The following is an 18,271-nucleotide window of genomic DNA, read 5'->3' as shown; positions in this document are numbered from 1 at the left end:
CGGCGCCGCCCGCCGGCCACCGCGGGTCACGGCAGCCCGGCTCCTCCGCGGGGCGCCTCCAGCGTCCGGGTCACCAGCTCGTGCGGCGGGTCCTGCTCCAGGTAGAAGTGCTCCCCGGGCAGCGTCCGGAACCGGAACGGACCCCCGGTGACCCCCCGCCAGGCCGCCGCCTGGGCCGCGCTCACCCGGGGGTCCGAGGCGCCGACCAGCGCGGTGACCGGGCAGGCGAGCGGGCCGGCGGGACCGCGGCCGTACCCGGCGAGCATCCGGAAGTCGGCCCCGATGTAGGGCAGGACCAGGTCCACGAACGACCGGTTGCGCAGCAAACCCGGGTCCGTGCCGCCCAGTTCGAGCAGGGTCCGGGTGACCGCCGCCTCGTCCCAGGTGGTCGCCGCCGCCGGGTCCGGCAGGTGCAGCTGCGGGGCGCGGGCCCCCGAGGCGAACAGGTGGTCCACGGCGCGGCCCGCCGCCTCCAGGGCCCGGGCCGTCTCGTAGGCGACGGTCGCCCCCATGCTGTGCCCGAACAGGGCGAGCGGCCGGGAGTCGTCCACCGCCAGCAGCTCCGCCGCGATCTCCCGCGCCATGGGCGCGAGTTCGGTGGCGTACGGCTCACCGAACCGCTCGGCGCGCCCCGGATAGCACACCGCGAGCACCTCCACCGTGCCGAGGGCCTTCCCCCAGCCGCGGAAGAAGTACGGCGAGCCGCCGGCGTGCGGGAAGCACACCAGGCGCCGCTCGGCGAAGGGTCTCGGTTCCACCACTTGTGTCCACAGCATGCTGCCCCCTGGGATCGTCGCTCGCTCACGCACTCACCGGTGCCCCGGCCATGCTCGTGCGCCGCGCTGACACCCCGCTGACACGGCGGCCCCCGCCCGTGCTGTCAGCCGCCTGTCAGGGCCGCTCGCCAGCATGGACGGTACGGGCCTCCTGCCGCCAGCGGCAGGACCCGTCCCGTCCCCCGACCCACCCCAGGAGCATCATGCCGCCGGCCACCTCGACGTACCCCTCGATCACCGAGGCCATCATGATGCCGCGCCTCGTCCGGCTCGGCTCCAACCTCTACGGGGCCGTCTTCACGCTGATGAAGCTGCTGCCCGCCCACTACATCCTGCAACGCGCCCGGGACCGGGGCGAGCTGGGATCCGACACGGTCATCGTGGAGACCACCTCCGGCACCTTCGGGCTGGCCCTCGCCATGCAGGCCGCCCTGCTGCGCCGCAAGCTGATCCTGGTCAGCGACCCGGCGATCGACGCCAACCTGTACCGCAGGCTCACCGACCTCGGCGCCCGCGTCGAGATCTGCCAGGAGCCGTCCCCGGTCGGCGGCTACCAGACGGCCCGCCTGAACCGGCTCGCCGAGATCCGGGCCGAACTGCCCGACTCGTTCTGCCCCGAGCAGTACAGCAACCCCGACAACCCGCGCTCCTACGGCGCCGTCGCCGACCAGCTGCAGCGCACCCTCGGCACGGTCGACTGCCTCGTCGGGCCGGTCGGCTCCGGCGGCTCCATGTGCGGCACCACCCGGGGTCTGCGGGTCCGCACCCCGCACACCGTCGCCCTCGGCGTCGACACCCACCGCAGCGTCCTGTTCGGCCAGGAGGACGGCCCGCGCGAGCTGCGCGGCCTCGGCAACAGCCTGTGGCCGGCCAACCTCGACCACAACGTCTTCGACGAGGTCCACTGGCTGTCCGCCGCCGAGGCCTACGCCAGCACCCGCGCGCTGCACACCCGGCACGCCCTGTTCCAGGGCCCGACCAGCGGCGCCGCCTACCAGGTCGCCCGCTGGTGGGCCGAACGCAACCCCGACCGCACCTGCGTGGTGATGCTCCCCGACGAGGGCTACCGCTACCAGGCCACCGTCTACGACGACGCCTGGCTCGCCGCCAACGGCCACGCGGCGGCGGACCGCCCGGCCGAACCGCTGCGGGTCACCGGGCCGCAGGCCGCGGGGGAGCGCTGGTCCCGGCTGGTCTGGCGCCGCCGCGGGTACGACGCGGTACCGGGCACGGTCGCGCGGCCCACCGGGGACCGGACGGTGCCGGCGGACGGGGTGCTGTCATGAGCGTCCAGGACCCCGGAGCCGGGGACACCGGCCGCCTCACCCGCACCCTCGCCCCGCGCACCCGCCGCATCGTCTACGGCGAGCAGGGGCCCGACGACATCCGCCGCGAGCTGGAACCCATCACCACGGTCGACCTCGCGCACATCGTGATGCTCGTCCGCAGCGGGCTGCTGCCGGGCACCGCCGGGGCCCGCCTCGTCACCGCCGTCCGCGCGCTGCGCGACAGCGGCTTCCGCGCGCTGGACGGCCTCGACGCGCCGCGGGGCGCCTACCTCATGTACGAGGGCCACCTCTCCGACGCGCTGGGCGCGGACGTCGGCGGCAAGCTGCACACCGCCCGGTCCCGCAACGACCTCAAGGCGACCGTCACCGCGATGCGGCTGCGCACCGAACTCGGCGGCCTCTATGGGGAGCTGATGCGCCAGCAGGGCGTGCTGCTCGCGCGGGCCCGGGCGCACGCCGACGTCGTCATGCCCCTCTACACCCACTTCCAGCCCGCGATGCCGGTCAGCTACGGCTACTACCTCGCGGGCATCGCCGCCGCCCTCGACCGCGACCTCGCGGCCCTGGCCCACACCGTCGACGAACTCGACCGCTGCCCGCTGGGCGCGGGCGCCGTCGCCGGCACCGACCTGCCCATCAACCCCGAGCACACGGCCGCCCTGCTCGGCTTCACCGCACCGCCGCTGCACGCCACCGACGCCGTCGCCGCCCGCGACACCCTGCTGCGCTCCCTCGCCGTGGTCGCGTCGGCCGCGGTCACCCTCAGCCGGCTCGCCACCGACCTGCAACTGTGGAGCACCCAGGAGTTCGGCTTCCTCGACTTCCCCGAACGGCTCGTCGGGGGCAGCTCCGCGATGCCGCAGAAACGCAACGCGTTCCTGCTGGAGCACGTCAAGGCCAAGGCGGCGATCGCCGTCGGCGCGTGGACGGCGGCGGCCTCCGCCATGAAGTCGACCCCGTTCACCAACTCCATCGAGGTCGGCACCGAGGCCGTCTCCGTCGCCTGGCCCGCCCTGGCCGCCGTACGGGACCAGATCCTGCTGGGCCAGGTGCTGGTGTCCGGGGCGCGCCCGGTCGCCGGGCGGATGGCGGACCGCGCCCGGGAGGGCTTCGTCACGGCCACCGTGGTCGCCAACCGGATGGTCGCGCAGGGCGTGCCGTTCCGCACGGCCCACCACGTCGTCGGCGCGGCCGTGCGCCGTGCGGTCGAGGCCGGCGAGACCGAGCTCACCGGCCTCGACGGGACCGGGCTGCCCGGACTGCACGAGGTCGTCGCGGACCTCGACCGCGGCGGCGGCCCCGGGGAGTGCGCCAAGGTGGTGGACGCCCTGCGCGGCCGGCTGGCCGAGCACGCCCGGTGGGCCGCCGTCCACCGGGCCCGCCTGCGCCAGGCCGCCCGCCGGCTGGACGACGAGGCGGCGGCCGTCGTGGCGCGGTACGCCCCCGGAGGCGCGGGGTGAGCGGCGGCTGGTTCGTGTATCTGTACGGCGCCCTCGCGCGAGCGGGGCGCCGTCCGAGGGAGAGGCGTGCGATGAACGGCAGATGGATGGCGTTCCTGGAGAGCAACACCACCGGCACCGGACGGGAGTTCTGCGCCGCCGCCCGCGCCCGTGGTCTGCGGCCCGTCCTGCTCGCCCGCGACCCGGGACGGTACCCGTACGCGGCCGAGGACGGGATCGACACCCGGACCCTGGACACCACGGACCCGGACGCGGTGCTGCGCACCCTGACCGGCCTCGCCGACGACGCCGGCCTCGCCGGTGTCACCTCCAGCTCCGAGTACTACGTCGCGGCGGCCGCCCGGGCGGCCGCCCGGCTCGGCCTGCCCGGACCGGACGGCGACGCGGTGGAGGCCTGCCGCGCCAAGGACGTCCAGCGCGCGCGGCACCGCGCGGCGGGCGTCCCGGTGCCGGGGTTCGCGACCGTGACCGACCCGGAGGCGGCCGTCGCCGCCGCACGGTCCATCGGCCACCCCGTCGTGCTCAAACCGGTGAGCGGCTCCGGCTCGGTCGGCGTACGGCTGTGCCGCGACGCCGACGACACCCGCGCCTGGGCCCGCCGGCTCCTGGACGGCACCCCGGACGCCCGCATCCTGGTGGAGGAGGCGGTGTCCGGACCGGAGTTCTCCGTCGAGACCTTCGACGGCGAGGTCGTCACCGTGGTGGCCAAGCACATCGGCCCCGCCCCCTATTTCGTGGAGACCGGCCACGACGTCCCCGCCGTCCTCCCCGAGCCCACCGCCGGGGCCCTGGGGGAGACGGCCGTACACGCCGTCACCGCGCTCGGCCTCGGCTGGGGCGCCGCCCACACCGAACTGCGCTGGTCCAGCGGCGGCCCGGTCGTCATCGAGGTCAACCCCCGCCTCGCGGGCGGCATGATCCCGGTCGCCGTCCGCGCCGCCCTCGGCGTCGACCTCGTGGACGCCGTGGTGGCCCGGGCCGCCGGTCTGCCCGCCGCGGACCCGGTGCCCGGCACGGGCCACGCCGCCGTCCGCTTCGTCCGGGCCACCCGCGAGGGCCGGGTCGGCCGGGTGCGGGGACTGTCCGCGGCGGCCGCGGCCCCCGGCGTCCTGGCCGCCCGGGCGACCACCGCCGTCGGCCGGGACGTCCGGATCACGCACTCCTTCCAGGACCGCCTGGCCAGTGTGGTGGCCGCGGCCCCCGACTCGCCGCGGGCGGCCCGCCGCGCCCTGGCGGCCGCCGACCTCATCGAGATCGACCTGGAGCCGGCTGCCGCCGCCCCGCACCCGACACGAGAGAGGGCCCCCGTCCGATGACCGAGACCACCGCCCCCGGCGGGGGAGGGCGGGAGCACACCGGCCCCCTCGCCCCCGGCGCCGGGACACCGCCCGGGCAGGGCCCGGCCGAGTTCACCGCCGTCCTCCCGCGCTGGCGCGCCCCCCACGCCGGCGGCCCCGGCACCGCCACCCTCCGCGCCCCCCTGCCCCCCGGCCTCACCGACGCCCTGGACCGCACCGCCCGCGCCCTCGGCACCGGCCTGCCGTCCCTCCTGCTCGCCGCGCACGCCCGGGTCCTGGCCACCCTCACCTCCGAGCAGGGCGTCGTCTCCGGCCACGTACCGGCCCGGCAGGGGAGCGCGACGCGGGCGCTGCGCCTCACCGTCGCCCCGTCCACCTGGGCCGCACTGGTCGACGCCGTCGGCAGCGCGCCGCACACGACCGGGCCCCACGACGCCGTACTGGACCTGTCCGGGCTCGCGACCGGCACGCCCGGCGCGGGCCCGGACGCCGTGGTGCGGTTCTCCTGGGTACGCGACCGCCAGGGCGTCGCCCTGCACGTGACGTACGACCTCGCCGCCTTCGACGGCGACCACGCCGGGCGGCTCGCCGGATACCAGCTGGCCGCCCTGCGCCTGCTCACCGAGGACCCGTCCGCCCGCCACGATCGGCAGAGCCTGCTCTCCCCCGAGGAGGCCGCGACCCAGCTCTACGCCCTCGCCGGGCCGCGCGTCGACGCGCCCGCCCACACCTTCGTCGACCTGTTCCGGCAGCGGGCACGTCAGGACCCGCGCGCCCCCGCCGCCGCCCACGGCGCCCGCACCTGGACCTACCGGGAACTGGACGAACGCTCCGACCGCGTCGCCCGTGCCCTGGCGGCGGCGGGCGCGGGCGCCGAGGACGTGGTCGCCGTCGTCATGGACCGCACCCTGGACTGGATCGCGAGCGCCCTCGGCGTCCTCAAGGCGGGCGCCGTGTACCTCCCGATGTCCCCGGACCTCCCCGCGGAGCGGGTGGCCGTCCAGCTGGACGAGGCCGTCTGCGTGCTGGCCCTCACCGACGACCGCGGCGAGGCCGTCGTCCGCAAGGCCTCGGCCGAACTCGACCACGGTCCGGCCGTGCTGACGACACGGCACGTCGAGGACGCCTGCGGGCACCCCCTCCCGGAACCGCCGGCCCTCACCCAGGCCGCCTACATCTACTTCACGTCCGGCTCCACCGGCACCCCCAAGGGCGCCCTGTGCGAGCACGCCGGCCTGGTCAACCACCTCCACGCCAAGACCGACGACATGGGGCTCGGCACGGGGTCCGGCCAGGTCGTGGCACAGACCGCGTCCCTGGGCTTCGACATCTCCCTGTGGCAGTTCGCCGCGCCCCTGTCGGCCGGTGCCACCGTGCGCATCGTCGACACCGACGTCCTGCTCGACGTGTCCGGGTTCCTGGACGAGCTGGTCGCCGGCGGCGTGACCGTGGCCCAGACCGTGCCCGCCTACCTCGACGTCCTGCTGCGCCACCTGGAGCGGCACCCGCGCGGCCTCGGCCCCCTGCACACCCTCTGCGTCACCGGCGAGGTCCTCGGCCACGAGCTGGTCCGCCGCTGGTTCGCCGCCCAGCCGGGCGTCCGCCTCGTCAACGCCTACGGCGCCACCGAGGTCTGCGACGACACCATGCACGAGGTCCTCGACACCGTCCCCCGACACGGCTTCGTCCCGCTGGGCCGGTCCTTGAGGAACGTCAACCCCTACGTCCTCGACCACAATCTGCAGCTCGTCCCCCTCGGCACGACCGGCGAGATCGCGTTCTCCGGGGTCTGCGTGGGCCGCGGCTACATCAACGACGAGGACCGCACCCGGCAGGCCTTCGTCCCCGACCCGTTCCGCGCCGACACCCGCATGTACCGCACCGGCGACTTCGGCCGCTGGCTGCCCGACGGACGCCTGCAGTTCCTCGGCCGGCACGACGAACAGGTGCAGATCCGCGGCTACCGCATCGAACTCGGCGAGATCGAGCACCGGCTGGCGGCCATGCCCGGCGTGCGGGAGGCCGCGGTCGTCAGCGACGGCGACCCGGGCGCCGCCCGCGCCCTCACCGCCTTCTTCACCACGGACGGCACCGATCCCGAGCTGCCCGACGCCGCCCGGGCCCGGGACTTCCTCGCGGCCCTGCTGCCCGACTACATGGTGCCGACCTACTGCCACCGGCTCGAACGCCTCCCGCTCACCGCGAACGGAAAGGTCGACAAGTCGGCACTGAGCGAACTCGCCGGTACCCTCGGCCACGGCGGCGCCGCCCGGACCGCGCCCGCGACGGCCGACGAGCGGCGCCTCGCCGTGGCCTGGGCCGAGGTGCTCGGCGTCCCGCTGGAACGCATCGGCACCGACGACGCCTTCTTCGCACTCGGGGGCACCTCCCTGGCCGCCGCCCGCCTCATCGCCCACCTCGGCCGCCACCTGACGGTCGCCGACCTGGTCGCCCACCCGGTCCTCGCCGACCTCGCCCGCGTCCTGACCCGCCGCCGCGCCGGCGCGCCGGGCCGGGAACGGCACGGCAGGCTGCTGCACCCGCTGCTGGAGGTACCCAGCCCGCACCACACCCTGGTGTGCTTCCCGTACGCCGCCGGGAACGCGGTCAACTTCCGGGCGCTCGCGGAGGAGCTGAAGTACGACGGCATCGCCGTGTACGGCGCCGAGCCGCCCGGCCACGACTTCGCCGCCCCCGACGAACCCCTCCAGGACGTGCCCCGGCTGGCCCGCCGGGCCCGCGACGAGATCCTCGACCACCTCACCGGCCCCGTCCTGCTGTGGGGGCACTGCGCGGGCGCCGCGACCGCCCTGGAGACCGCCCGGCTCCTCCAGGAGGCGGGCCGGCCCGTCGAGCGGGTCTTCCTCGGCGCCCAACTGCTCCCCGACGCCGACCGGTTGCGGGCGGAGCTCGCCGACCTCGCGGCGGTGGACCGGCCCACCCTGCTGGGCCGGCTCCGCGGCGGCCGGGCGTTCGTGGAGCTGGACGCCTACCAGCCGGAGCGCGCCGCGGTCGCCGACCGCGCCTACCGGCACGACCTCGGCACCGCCCACCGGCACCTCATCCGCCTCCAGGAACAACCGGACCCGCGCCGGCTGGCCGCCCCGGTGGACGTCGTCGTGGCCCGCGACGACCCGCAGACCGCGGACGCGGCGCGCGCGGCCGGCGCCTGGCGCAGCCTCGCCGAGCACGTCACCCTCCACCAACTGGACGACGGAGGACACTACTTCGTCGGCACTAGGCCCGCGCTCAGCGCGGCGCGCGTACGGGCGGCGCTCGCCCCCGCACCCGCGTCCGGGCACCTGCCGGACCCACCGGAAAGGACGTACACGTGACCACGATCGACCACCGCCGGGTGACCGCCACCGGCGTCAGCACCGCCTTCGGCACCTTCGGTGAACTGCTGCAGGGCGTGCTGCCCGAGGACGACGGCAACTTCCTGGTCACCCTGCCGGTCGCCCGCTGGTCCACCGCCCGCTTCGAACTCACCCCGGACGAACCGGAGGTGACGGTCGGCCCCGCGCACAAGAAGAAGGCGCTTCGGCTGGCCCGGATGATCCTGGACGACTGCGGAACACCCGGCGGCGGGGTGCTGCACATCGACAGCACCCTGCCCGAGGGCAAGGGACTGGCCAGCTCCTCCGCCGACCTGGTGGCCACGGCACGCGCCGTCGCCAACGCCCTCGGCGTGCCCATGCCGCACCGCCGCATCGAGACGTACCTGGCGCGCATCGAACCCACCGACGGCGTCCTGTACCCGGCGATCGTCGCCTTCCACCACCGCAGCGTGCGGCTGCGCGCCCGGCTGGGCTCACTGCCCCCGATGACGGTCGTCGGCATCGACGAGGGCGGATCCGTCGACACCGTCGCCTTCAACGCCCTGCCGAAACCCTTCACCGCGGCCGACCGGCGGCGCTACGCCCGCCTCCTCGACCGCATCACCCACGCCGTGGCCCGCCACGACCTCCCCGAGGTCGGCCGGGTCGCCACCGAGAGCGCCCGCATGAACCAGGTCCTGCGGCACAAACGCTCGCTGGAGCCGATGATCCGCATCTGCGAGGACATCGGCGGGCTCGGCGTCGTCATCGGCCACAGCGGCACCTCGCTGGGCATCCTGCTGGACGCGGGCGCCCCCGGGCACGTCGGCCGGCTCGCCGCCGCCGCACAACGCTGCCAGGAGCTCGAGGGCAACGTGACGGTCTACCACACCCTCAGTTTCCACTGAGCCGCACGGGGGTCCACCAGGTGGTGGACCCCAGGTTCAACCGGTCGCTGCTGTCGCCGGCACACCCCCCGCGAAGAGCATGGATGCATGAAGAATCTTCCTGTACGCATGGCTCGTTGGAGCGCCGCCCACCCGTGGCGGGGCATCGTCGGCTGGCTGGTGTTCGTCGTCCTCTGCCTCGGCATCGGCATCTCCGTCGGCACCAACGCGGCGACCACCGAGGACTTCCGCATCGGCGAGGCGGGACGCGGTGAGGAGATCGCCGCCGAGGGCGGGCTCCAGCAGCGCCCCGTCGAACACGTCCTGATCACCGCCCGGCCCGGCAGCGGATCGTTCGACATCGCCGCCGCCGACACGGCCGCGGCCGACATCGCCGCCCGGATGCACAAGCTCCCCGAGGTCCGCTCCGTCGCCGACCCCGTGCACAACGCGAAGAACACCGCCGTCCGCGTCACGGTCACCCTGAAGGGACCCGAGCTGGAGGGCAAGAAGCACGTCGACCCGCTGCTCGCCCAGACCGCCGCCGTCCAGAAGGCCAACCCCGGCCTGCGGGTCGAGGAGACCGGGTCGCCCTCCATCAGCAAGGGCGTCGACGGACTGCGCGGTGACGACCTCTCCCGCACCGAGGTCATCGCCCTGCCGGTCACCCTCATCACCCTGCTGCTGGTCTTCAGCTCCATCGCCATGGCGCTCGTACCGCTGCTGCTCGCCCTGTCCTCGATCGTGGCGGCCGTGGGCCTGTCGATGGTGGCCTCGCACGCCTTCCCCGACGCGGGTGTCGGCACCAACGTCATCCTGCTCATCGGCCTCGCCGTCGGCGTCGACTACACCCTCTTCTACCTCAAGCGCGAGCGTGAGGAACGGGCCCGGTCACAAGGCAGGCTGAGCCCGCAGGCCGTGGTCGAAATCGCCGCCGCCACCTCCGGCCGCGCCGTCGTCCTCTCCGGTCTCGCCGTCGCCGTCTCCAGCGCCACCCTCTACCTCGCCGACGACGTCATCTTCTCCTCCATCGCCACCGGCGCCATCGTCGTCACCCTCGTCGCCGTCGTCAGCTCCCTCACCGTGCTGCCGGCCCTGCTCGCCATGATGGGCACGCGCGCCGAGCGCCGGGCGGAGCGCCGGGCCGCCCGCGGGCTCGCCCCGAAGAAGCAGAAGGCGCACCGGAACGGCCCCGGCCGGCTGACCGCCGCCGTGCTGCGCCCCGTCGCCAAGCGCCCCGCCGCCACCCTCACGGTCACCGTCCTCGCGCTGCTCGCCCTGGCCGCCCCGGTCCTCGGCCTGAAGCTCACCGACATGGGCCGCGAGACCCACTCCCGCTCCATCGTGGCCATGCAGGTCTACGACCGCCTCAACGCGGCCTTCCCCGACCTGAAGTCCATGCACCAGGTCGTCGTCCGCGCCGACGCCGACCGCTCCGCCGAGGTCACCGCCGCCCTGCGCGAACTCGCCGCCGACGTCAAGGACGACCCGCGCCTGAGCGGCACCTCCACCCTGACCACCTCGCCGGACAAGCGGATCAGCATGCTCCAGCTGCAGGTCCCGCACTACGTCAGCTCGGACGAGGCCCAGAGCTCGCTCAAGGACATCCGCCACACCTACGTCCCCGAGACGGTCGGCAAGATCACGGGCGCCGAGACCGCCGTGACCGGTGACGTCGCCCGCTACACCGACTACCCGACCCACCAGGAACAGAAGCTGCCGCTCATCATCGGGGCCCTCCTCCTGGTCACCTTCGGCATGACCGTCTGGGCGTTCCGCTCCGTCGTCCTCGGCCTGGTCGGCATCGTCCTCAACATGCTGTCCGCGGCCGCCTCGCTGGGCATCCTGGTCATGGTCTTCCAGCACACCTGGGCCGAGGGCCTGGTGGACTTCACCTCCACCGGATCGATCGGGTCCCGCGTGCCGCTGTTCCTCTTCGTGATCCTGTTCGGCCTGTCGATGGACTACCAGGTGTTCGTGATCAGCCGGATCCGGGAGGCCGCCCTGCGCGGGGTCCCGACCCGCAAGGCCGTCATCGAGGGCATCGGCAGCTCGGCCGGCGTGGTCACCAGCGCCGCCGTGGTCATGGTCACCGTCTTCGCGAGCTTCGCGGCCCTGCACCTGATCGAGATGAAGCAGATCGGTTTCAGCCTCGCCGTCGCCGTCCTCCTGGACGCCTTCGTCATCCGCATGCTGGTCCTGCCGTCCCTGATGCTCCTGCTCGGCGAGGCCAACTGGTGGCCCTCCAAGGGAGTCCGCCGTGCCCGCACCACCACCGAACCGGCCGCCCGCTCCCTGGAAGCCGTCCGGTGACCCCCGCCGCCGATACGATCTCCCAACGCCCCCCCGATTGAGGTGAATCAGCGTGTCCCAGTGGCAGCAGCAGCCGAGCGACCGGCTCACCCTGGACCGGATCCGTCGCTGGAACCTGGCGGGCTGGATCCTGCTCGGCCTGCTGCCGACGGCCGTCGCCGTGGCCGACCGGTCCCCGGCCCGCAAGTTCTGGCTGCTCGGCCTGCTCGCCCTGATCGCGCTGTGCCACACCGTCACCCTCGTCCGGCCCCGCAACCGGGTCCTGACCCGCCGCGCCTACCTCGGCGTCCTCGCCCTCGTCCTGGGCGCCAGCTCCTACCTGCTCGACGGCGGTGCCGCCTTCTACGTGGTGTCCCTGCCGCAGTTCTGGCTCTTCACCCGCGGACCGCGGGAAGCGGCCGCGTTCAGCGGTGCGGCCGCCGCCCTCACGGTGTTCGGCGGCACGCTCGGCCAGGGCTGGAGCCCCCAGTTCCTCACCGGCAACGCGGTGTTCACGGTCATCGCCTACGCCGCCGGGGTCGGCCTGGGCCTGTGGATGCACCGCTTCGTCGGCCAGAGCAACGAGCGCCAGGAGCAGCTGACCGCGGAACTGGTCCTCACCCAGGAGGAACTGGCCGCCGCCTACCAGCGCCAGGGCGCGGCCGAGGAACGCGAGCGGATGGCCCGGGAGATCCACGACACCCTCGCCCAGGGCTTCGCCTCCATCGTCGTGCTCGCCGAGGCCGCCCGCGCCGCCGTCGACGCCGACCCCGGGCGCTGCGCACAGCAGCTCGCCTCCATCGAGCAGACCGCGCGCGAGAACCTCACCGAGGCCCGCGTCCTCGTCGGCTCCGTCCCGGCGAGCGGCGTCGCACCCGGCTCGGTCGCCACCACCCTGCGCCGGACCCTGGACCGCTTCGTGCAGGACACCGGCCTCACCGTCACCGCCGAACTGCCGGACGTCGACCTGGACCAGCGCACCCGCGTCGCCCTGCTGCGCTGCACCCAGGAATCCCTCGCCAACGTGCGCAAGCACTCCGGCGCCTCCACCGTCGGGGTCGTCCTGTCCGAGGTACCGGGCGGGGTCGAGCTGGAGATCACCGACGACGGCAACGGGTTCGTCGTGGAGGAGTCCCGCGGTTTCGGCCTCGACGGCATGCGCCGGCGCCTCGCCGAACTCGACGGTGAACTGACCGTCACCAGCTCCCTGGGGGACGGCACCCGCGTCCTCGCCACTCTTCCCACACAGGGCCCCGAACACGGCTGAGGCGCGGCCTCGGCTCCCGCCGGGCCGTCGTGGCCACCCGATCGCGAAGGACATCAGATGACCGACACCGACAACGACCGGATCCGCGTGGTCGTGGTGGACGACCACGCCGTGATGCGCGCCGGGGTCGTCGCCCTGCTGACTGGCGAGCCCACCATCGAGATCGTCGGCGAGGCGAGCGACGGACGCGAGGGCGTCGACCTGGTCCGGCGGCTCGCCCCCGACGTCGCCCTCCTCGACCTGCGCATGCCGGTCCTCGACGGCGTCGCCGCCACCACCGAGATCGTCGCCCTGCCGGTGCGGACCCGGGTGCTGATCCTCACCACCTACGACACGGACGTGGAGATCGAACGGGCGGTGGAGGCCGGCGCCGTCGGGTACCTGCTCAAGGACACCACCCGGGAGCAGCTCGCGGACGCCATCCGTTCGGCGGCGCGCGGGGAGACGGTCCTCGCGCCCAAGGTCGCCGAACGCCTCGTGGCCAGAATGCGCCGTCCGGAACCGGTCGCTCTGACCGCGCGGGAACGCGACGTGCTGCTCGCGGTCGCCGACGGGCTGTCCAACGCGGAGATCGGCCGCCGCCTCGTCATCGGCGAGGCCACGGTGAAGACCCATCTGCTGCGGGTCTTCGCAAAACTCGACGTCAGCGACCGCACGCGGGCCGTCGTCGTCGCCCTCGAACGGGGCCTTCTCGCCCGCTCCTGACCATCCATGTCATCTCCACACGTATCTGTCGTGAGCGCACAACTCCTTACGTGATCCACATCTCCCTCGCTTATGCTCCGCACGGGTGGCGCCGCGTGAGAGGGGATGCGAACGTGATGTGCCGACACAAGTCCTCGCCAAAGGTGACCGAGGGTGCCGGGCAGCCGGACGCACTGCTCGTCAGGAGCGGGCACCTTCCCGCCCCCCGGCTGGGCCGGCTCGTTCTCCTCGCCGCGCTGCTGTGCTACTTCAGCATCACCCTGCTCAACATCCTCAGCTCCCACGCCTCGGCGACCGAGGCCGGCCTCGCGGTGGTGTGCCTGTTCGGCATCATGGGGCTCCAGCTGCTGCACTCCAGACCCGGTGCGCAGCTGGAGCCCGCGCCCCGCAAGGCGGTCACGCTGAGCGTCCAGGCGCTCCTCACCTACCTGCCCTTACTGATCTTCCGGACGCAGTGGGGCTCGATGGCGGGGTTCCTCGCCGGCTCCCTGCTGCTCCTCCTGCCGCCGAACCGGGCCTGGCTCATGTACGCGGTGGTGGGCGCCTCGATGCTCATGCCGCCGCTCCTCGCCGACCTGCCCCTGGTCGAGATGTTCTACTACGTCCAGTCCACCCTGCTGACCGGCCTCGTGGTCTTCGGTCTCACCCGGCTGGCCGACCTGATCCGCGTCCTGCACGAGACCCGCGGCGAACTGACCCGCGTCGCCGTCACCCAGGAACGCCTCCGCTTCGCCCGCGACCTGCACGACCTGCTCGGCTACAGCCTCTCCGCGATCACGCTCAAGGGCGAGCTGATCCACCGCCTGCTGCCCACGCACCCGGGCCGCGCCAAGGCCGAGGTCGAGGAGGTGCTCACCATGTCCCGGCAGTCGCTGGCCGACGTGCGCAGCGTCGCCAGCGGATACCGTGACATGTCCCTGCAGGAAGAGATCAGTTCGGCCCAGTCCGTGCTCAGCGCCGCCGACGTGCGCGTCGACGCACGGGTCCGCGTCGGAGAGCTGGAACGCGAACTGGACACGGTGTTCGCGACCGTCCTGCGCGAAGCGGTCACCAACGTGCTGCGCCACAGCCGCGCCACCTACTGCGAGATCACCGCCGAACGCACCGCGGACCGGGTGCGGCTCGTCATCGTCAACGACGGCGTGGCGAGCGGTTACCGGGACTCCTCCCCGCACAGCGGCAGCGGCCTCGGCAACCTCCAGACCCGGCTGAGCGCCGTCGGCGGCACGCTCACCGTGCACCAGGGCGAGGACGGAACGTTCCATCTCGCGGCCCGGGTGCCCGAACACCGGCGCTCCGGCACCGCGCGGACCGCCGACGCCGACGACGGCCAGTCGGCCGCCTGAACGCGGACCAGTCTGTTGAACCGCGTAGTTGATAGGGTGACGGGCGTAGATCGCTTTGCCAAATGGGGGTGGCGTTGCGGTGATTCGGATATTGCTCGCAGAAGACATGAACATGGTCCGGGGGGCGCTCGTCGCGCTGCTGAGCCTGGAAAGCGATTTCGAGGTCGTGAGCGAGCTGGAGCGCGGGGACCAGATCCTCGACGCCGCACTCAAGGTCGAGCCCGACATCGCCGTGATCGACATCGACCTGCCGGGCCTGGACGGCCTCAGCGCCGCCACGCAGATCCGTGAACGGCTGCCCCACTGCCGGACGTTGATGCTCACCAGCCTCGGCCGTCCCGGCACCCTGCGCCGCGCCCTCGCCGCGGAGGTCGACGGATACCTCCTCAAGGACGAGTCGCCCGCCGAACTCGCCCACGCCATCCGGCGCGTGGTCGCCGGCCACCGGGTCATCGACTCCAAACTCGCGCTGGCCGCGTGGAGCGGTACGGAGAGCCCGCTCACCGAGCGGGAGACCGAGGTGCTGCGCCTGGCCGCGGAGGGCTCGGAGGCCAAGGAGATCGCCGGCACGCTCCACCTGTCCACCGGAACCGTGCGCAACTACCTGACGACGGTGGTCGCGAAGCTGAACGCCCGCAACCGGGTGGACGCCATCCGCATCGCCCGTGACGCGGGCTGGCTGGTCTAGGGCCGCTCTTCCGGATCCTGCCGGGGTCGCGCGGGGGGACCCCCCTCGCGTCGACGTCCTCCTCCGCCGTGCGGCCGCACGCACCAGACCCCGCTCGGGTCGGCCGACAGGCACCGTCGCGCGGAGCCGGCCCGATCCGAGAGAGAGGCCCTGGCGCGCCGGGTCCGCCAGGAGTCGCCGCCGTCACTCACACCGGTGAGCGCCGCCGTGCCCAGCGCCGTACCCGGCGTCGTACTCCCCGCCGTACTCCGCGTCGTCCACCGGAGCCGCCATGCCGGCCGCCGCCAGATAGCGGATGATGCCCTCGGTCATCTGCGGCGGCAGCGGCAGCGAGGCCGACGCCTTGTCCGGGGTGACCGGCCAGGCCAGCATCGCGACCACGAGCGCCGCCTCCGGCCGGTGCAGCACGACCGTGTGGCGGCCGCCGACGGCCTCCAGCGACAGACCCGAGTCCAGCCGGGTCAGGACGACGTGGCGGGGCAGCCGCACGGGACGCTGGCCCGGCAGCCAGACCAGCGCCAGCGGGGCGTCGTGCGCCACCGGGAACACCGACAGCAGCGGACCCCGGAGATCGTCGACGCTGAGCGTGCGCACCACCAGATGGGAGAGCCTGCTCAGCGCCGGCAGCATCACCGCGTACAGGTCGACGTGCTGCCCGGCGGCGTTGGCGAGGGACACCGGCCCCAGTTCCATCCGCCGCAGGGCCTCCCGCACCTCGGCACAGGGCCGCTCCACGTAGTCGACCCCCCAGCGGCTCTTCAGCACCACCTGGTCGTTCTCGTCGTCGTGCTCCACGATCACGTCCTCGGACAGCGACCACAGATGGACCGTGACGGCGGCAGCGGGTATGTCTTGCATGACTTACCTTTTCCTGTCAGGAGAGCCTGGCGGGCCTGGCGCTACAGCGGTGCCAGCGTGCGCAGCGGGGCGTCGAGATGCGGCTCACCGGCCAGCACCCGGCAGTGCAGCTCCTGGAGCCGCCGTGACGGCTCGATCCCCAGCTCCCGCACCGAGGTCTCCCGCAGCCGGCGGAACGCCTCCAGCGCCTGCGACGGACGACCGCTGCGGCTGAGGGCCACCATGAGCTGGGCGTGCAGGTTCTCCTGCAACGGGTGGAGGGTGGTCAGCGCGGTCAGCTCGCTCACCAGACGGGCGTGGCGGCCCAGTCGCAGCTCCGCGTCGATGCGCGTCTCCAGGGCGGCGAGCCGCATCTCGTCCAGCCGCAGCGCCTCGGCACGCAGCGCCCCCGACGCCCGTACGTCGCCCAGCGCCTGCCCCCGCCACATCGCGAGACCGTCGGACAGCAGGCGTACACCCCGGTCGTCCTGACCGTCGGCGATCGCCTGGTGACCCTGCTGCACGAGACGCTCGAACTCCCGTGCGTCGACCCGGACCTGCGGCATGTGGAGCTGGTACCCGCTGTGACCGCGCAGAAGGATCCGTTTCGGGTCGATCCGGGGCGTGAGCCGGGAGGCCACGGGGGCGATGCGCTGCCGCAGCTGCTTCACGTACGTCTGTACGGCCGCGGACGGGCCGGTCGGCGGGCACCCCTCCCACAGGCCCTCCGCGATCGAGGTCATGCTCACCTCGCGCCCGGTGTCGATCGCCAGCAGTGCCAGGAGCCTGCGCTGCTTGGCCGCGGTGGGGACGATGGACGCACCGTCGATGCACGCCGTGAACGGCCCGAGGAGCCCGATGTCCAGATGCGCCATGCCAGTTCCCTTCTCTCCGGATGGCGTGAGCCTGGCACGAGGGGCCGAGCGGCGGACAGTGACAGCCCCACAAGAAGGGGATGAATGTGAAAGCCCGCCCATATGAGAACTTCACGTCCCCGTGAGCCGCCCCCGGCCCGGCCCTTCGGGAAACGGGCCGGGCATGCTCTCCCCGTCCGGACGGAGGCCGTCACTCCTCGAACAGCGCCTCCTGCTCCCCCTCCCTCAGCCGCCGCAGCCGCCGGTTGCGCGTGCCCACGACCACGGCCGTCGCCGCCGCCGTCGCGCCGAGGGCGGCCGGGACCATCCAGCCGCGGTCGAGGACGTGTCCGAGCACATGGTCGAGGGAGAGCCGGCCGGGGCCGGTGACGGCGAGTCCGGCCGCGGCCAGGCCCAGGGTCGCCGCGTGCTCGTAGCCGCCCTCCTGGGCGAAGAAGCCGTTGGGCGCGTGGACCGCCGACGCCCCGGCCATCGCGCCGGCCGCCGCCGCGCCCGCCGCCGGGGTGGCGAGGCCCAGCGCCAGCAGCGTGCCGCCGCCCGCCTCCGCCAGGCCCGCCGCCGTGGCGCTCGCCTTGCCCGGGACGTAGCCGACGGACTCCATGAACTGGCCGGTGCCCTCCAGCCCGTGACCGCCGAACCAGCCGAACAGCTTCTGCGCGCCATGCGCGGCCAGCACTCCGCCGGTGCCCAGCCGGAGCAGCAGCAGGCCCAGATCACGTCGGTCGTAACAGCTCACGGTGACTCCCCGGCAGACAGGCGGACAGGTCCCTCCCCGGCTCCCACCCTCGCACCCCCGGCCCCGGCCGGCCCGTCCTGGCTGCCGTTCGGGTGGCGGGACCGGGGGAGCGGTGTGAGCCTGACGCCATGACGATTCAGCCGGCCAGACTCAGCGATCCGGCGGTCCGGGCCTTCGTCCACGCCGTCAACGCGCACGACCGGGAGGGCTTCATGTCCCTGCTCGCGCCCGGCGCGACCATGGCCGACGACGGCTCCGACCGGGACCTCGCCGAGTGGATCGACCGGGAGATCTTCTCCTCCCACGGCCACCTGGAGGTCGACAGCGAGTCCGGCGGGGGCCGCACCCTGCTGGCCCGCTACAGCAACGACACCTGGGGCGAGATGCGCACCAGGTGGAGCTTCACCGTCGACGAGGACGGGCGGATCTCGCGGTTCGAGACCGGACAGGCGTAACCCGCCCCGCGTGGGCCCGCGTTCGCGTGCGCTGCGGCCTCCG

At 73.9% G+C, this 18,271-nt stretch carries 15 protein-coding genes; 11 read left to right on the top strand and 4 right to left on the bottom strand.

The features are described from left to right. Positions 1 to 26 precede the first annotated feature (26 nt). The gene (locus tag ACZ4VF_RS10615) at positions 27 to 776 is read right to left on the bottom strand and encodes a thioesterase II family protein (RefSeq protein ID WP_467924779.1); all 750 of its coding nucleotides are present in this window, start codon (positions 774 to 776) and stop codon (positions 27 to 29) included. 203 nt (positions 777 to 979) lie between these two features. Here ACZ4VF_RS10615 and ACZ4VF_RS10610 point away from each other — a divergent pair, with 203 nt between their 5' ends. The 10 genes from ACZ4VF_RS10610 (at position 980) to ACZ4VF_RS10565 (ending at position 15,325) form a co-directional block, all read left to right on the top strand. Next, entirely contained in the window at positions 980 to 2,062 is a 1,083-nt protein-coding gene (locus ACZ4VF_RS10610; RefSeq protein WP_467924777.1) for a pyridoxal-phosphate dependent enzyme, read from the top strand. Then, entirely contained in the window at positions 2,059 to 3,525 is a 1,467-nt protein-coding gene (gene argH / locus ACZ4VF_RS10605; protein WP_467924775.1) for an argininosuccinate lyase, read from the top strand. Before ACZ4VF_RS10610 ends, argH begins: the two co-directional genes overlap by 4 nt. A 71-nt stretch (positions 3,526 to 3,596) precedes the next feature. Next, complete coding sequence (locus ACZ4VF_RS10600) at positions 3,597 to 4,841, top strand: ATP-grasp domain-containing protein (RefSeq protein WP_467924773.1); 1,245 nt, start codon at positions 3,597 to 3,599, stop codon at positions 4,839 to 4,841. Further along, complete coding sequence (locus ACZ4VF_RS10595; protein ID WP_467924771.1) at positions 4,838 to 8,158, top strand: non-ribosomal peptide synthetase family protein; 3,321 nt, start codon at positions 4,838 to 4,840, stop codon at positions 8,156 to 8,158. Before ACZ4VF_RS10600 ends, ACZ4VF_RS10595 begins: the two co-directional genes overlap by 4 nt. Then, entirely contained in the window at positions 8,155 to 9,048 is an 894-nt protein-coding gene (locus ACZ4VF_RS10590; RefSeq protein WP_467924769.1) for a GHMP family kinase ATP-binding protein, read from the top strand. The genes ACZ4VF_RS10595 and ACZ4VF_RS10590 overlap by 4 nt, the downstream gene beginning before the upstream one ends. 87 nt (positions 9,049 to 9,135) lie before the next feature. Continuing rightward, positions 9,136 to 11,340: an MMPL family transporter gene (locus ACZ4VF_RS10585; protein WP_467924767.1), complete on the top strand. Its 2,205-nt coding sequence runs from the start codon at positions 9,136 to 9,138 to the stop codon at positions 11,338 to 11,340. A gap of 52 nt (positions 11,341 to 11,392) precedes the next feature. Beyond that, positions 11,393 to 12,586: a sensor histidine kinase gene (locus ACZ4VF_RS10580; protein ID WP_467924765.1), complete on the top strand. Its 1,194-nt coding sequence runs from the start codon at positions 11,393 to 11,395 to the stop codon at positions 12,584 to 12,586. A 57-nt stretch (positions 12,587 to 12,643) separates the two neighbouring features. Next, positions 12,644 to 13,291, top strand: coding sequence for a response regulator (locus ACZ4VF_RS10575; protein ID WP_467924763.1), 648 nt, complete (start codon positions 12,644 to 12,646; stop codon positions 13,289 to 13,291). Between the two features lie 143 nt (positions 13,292 to 13,434). After that, entirely contained in the window at positions 13,435 to 14,637 is a 1,203-nt protein-coding gene (locus ACZ4VF_RS10570) for a sensor histidine kinase (protein WP_467924761.1), read from the top strand. A gap of 79 nt (positions 14,638 to 14,716) precedes the next feature. Further along, the gene (locus ACZ4VF_RS10565) at positions 14,717 to 15,325 is read left to right on the top strand and encodes a response regulator transcription factor (RefSeq protein WP_467924759.1); all 609 of its coding nucleotides are present in this window, start codon (positions 14,717 to 14,719) and stop codon (positions 15,323 to 15,325) included. A gap of 183 nt (positions 15,326 to 15,508) precedes the next feature. Here ACZ4VF_RS10565 and ACZ4VF_RS10560 read toward each other — a convergent pair whose 3' ends face one another. The 3 genes from ACZ4VF_RS10560 to ACZ4VF_RS10550 form a co-directional block, all read right to left on the bottom strand. Continuing rightward, complete coding sequence (locus ACZ4VF_RS10560) at positions 15,509 to 16,183, bottom strand: NADH oxidase (protein ID WP_467924757.1); 675 nt, start codon at positions 16,181 to 16,183, stop codon at positions 15,509 to 15,511. A 41-nt stretch (positions 16,184 to 16,224) separates the two neighbouring features. Further along, on the bottom strand, positions 16,225 to 17,037 hold the full coding sequence (locus tag ACZ4VF_RS10555; protein ID WP_467924756.1) for an AfsR/SARP family transcriptional regulator: 813 nt from the start codon (positions 17,035 to 17,037) through the stop codon (positions 16,225 to 16,227). 190 nt (positions 17,038 to 17,227) lie between these two features. Continuing rightward, positions 17,228 to 17,773 carry a DoxX family membrane protein gene (locus ACZ4VF_RS10550; RefSeq protein WP_467924754.1) on the bottom strand — a complete coding sequence of 182 codons (546 nt, stop codon included), beginning with the start codon at positions 17,771 to 17,773 and terminating at the stop codon, positions 17,228 to 17,230. A gap of 128 nt (positions 17,774 to 17,901) precedes the next feature. Between ACZ4VF_RS10550 and ACZ4VF_RS10545 the strand changes: the two genes are divergently transcribed. Continuing rightward, positions 17,902 to 18,228, top strand: coding sequence for a nuclear transport factor 2 family protein (locus ACZ4VF_RS10545; RefSeq protein WP_467924753.1), 327 nt, complete (start codon positions 17,902 to 17,904; stop codon positions 18,226 to 18,228). Positions 18,229 to 18,271: the final 43 nt, after the last annotated feature.

The organism is Streptomyces sp. NPDC029151 (genome assembly GCF_055564315.1).
Note: the sequence above shows the minus strand (reverse complement) of the source record. Positions and strands in the feature narration are given on the sequence as shown.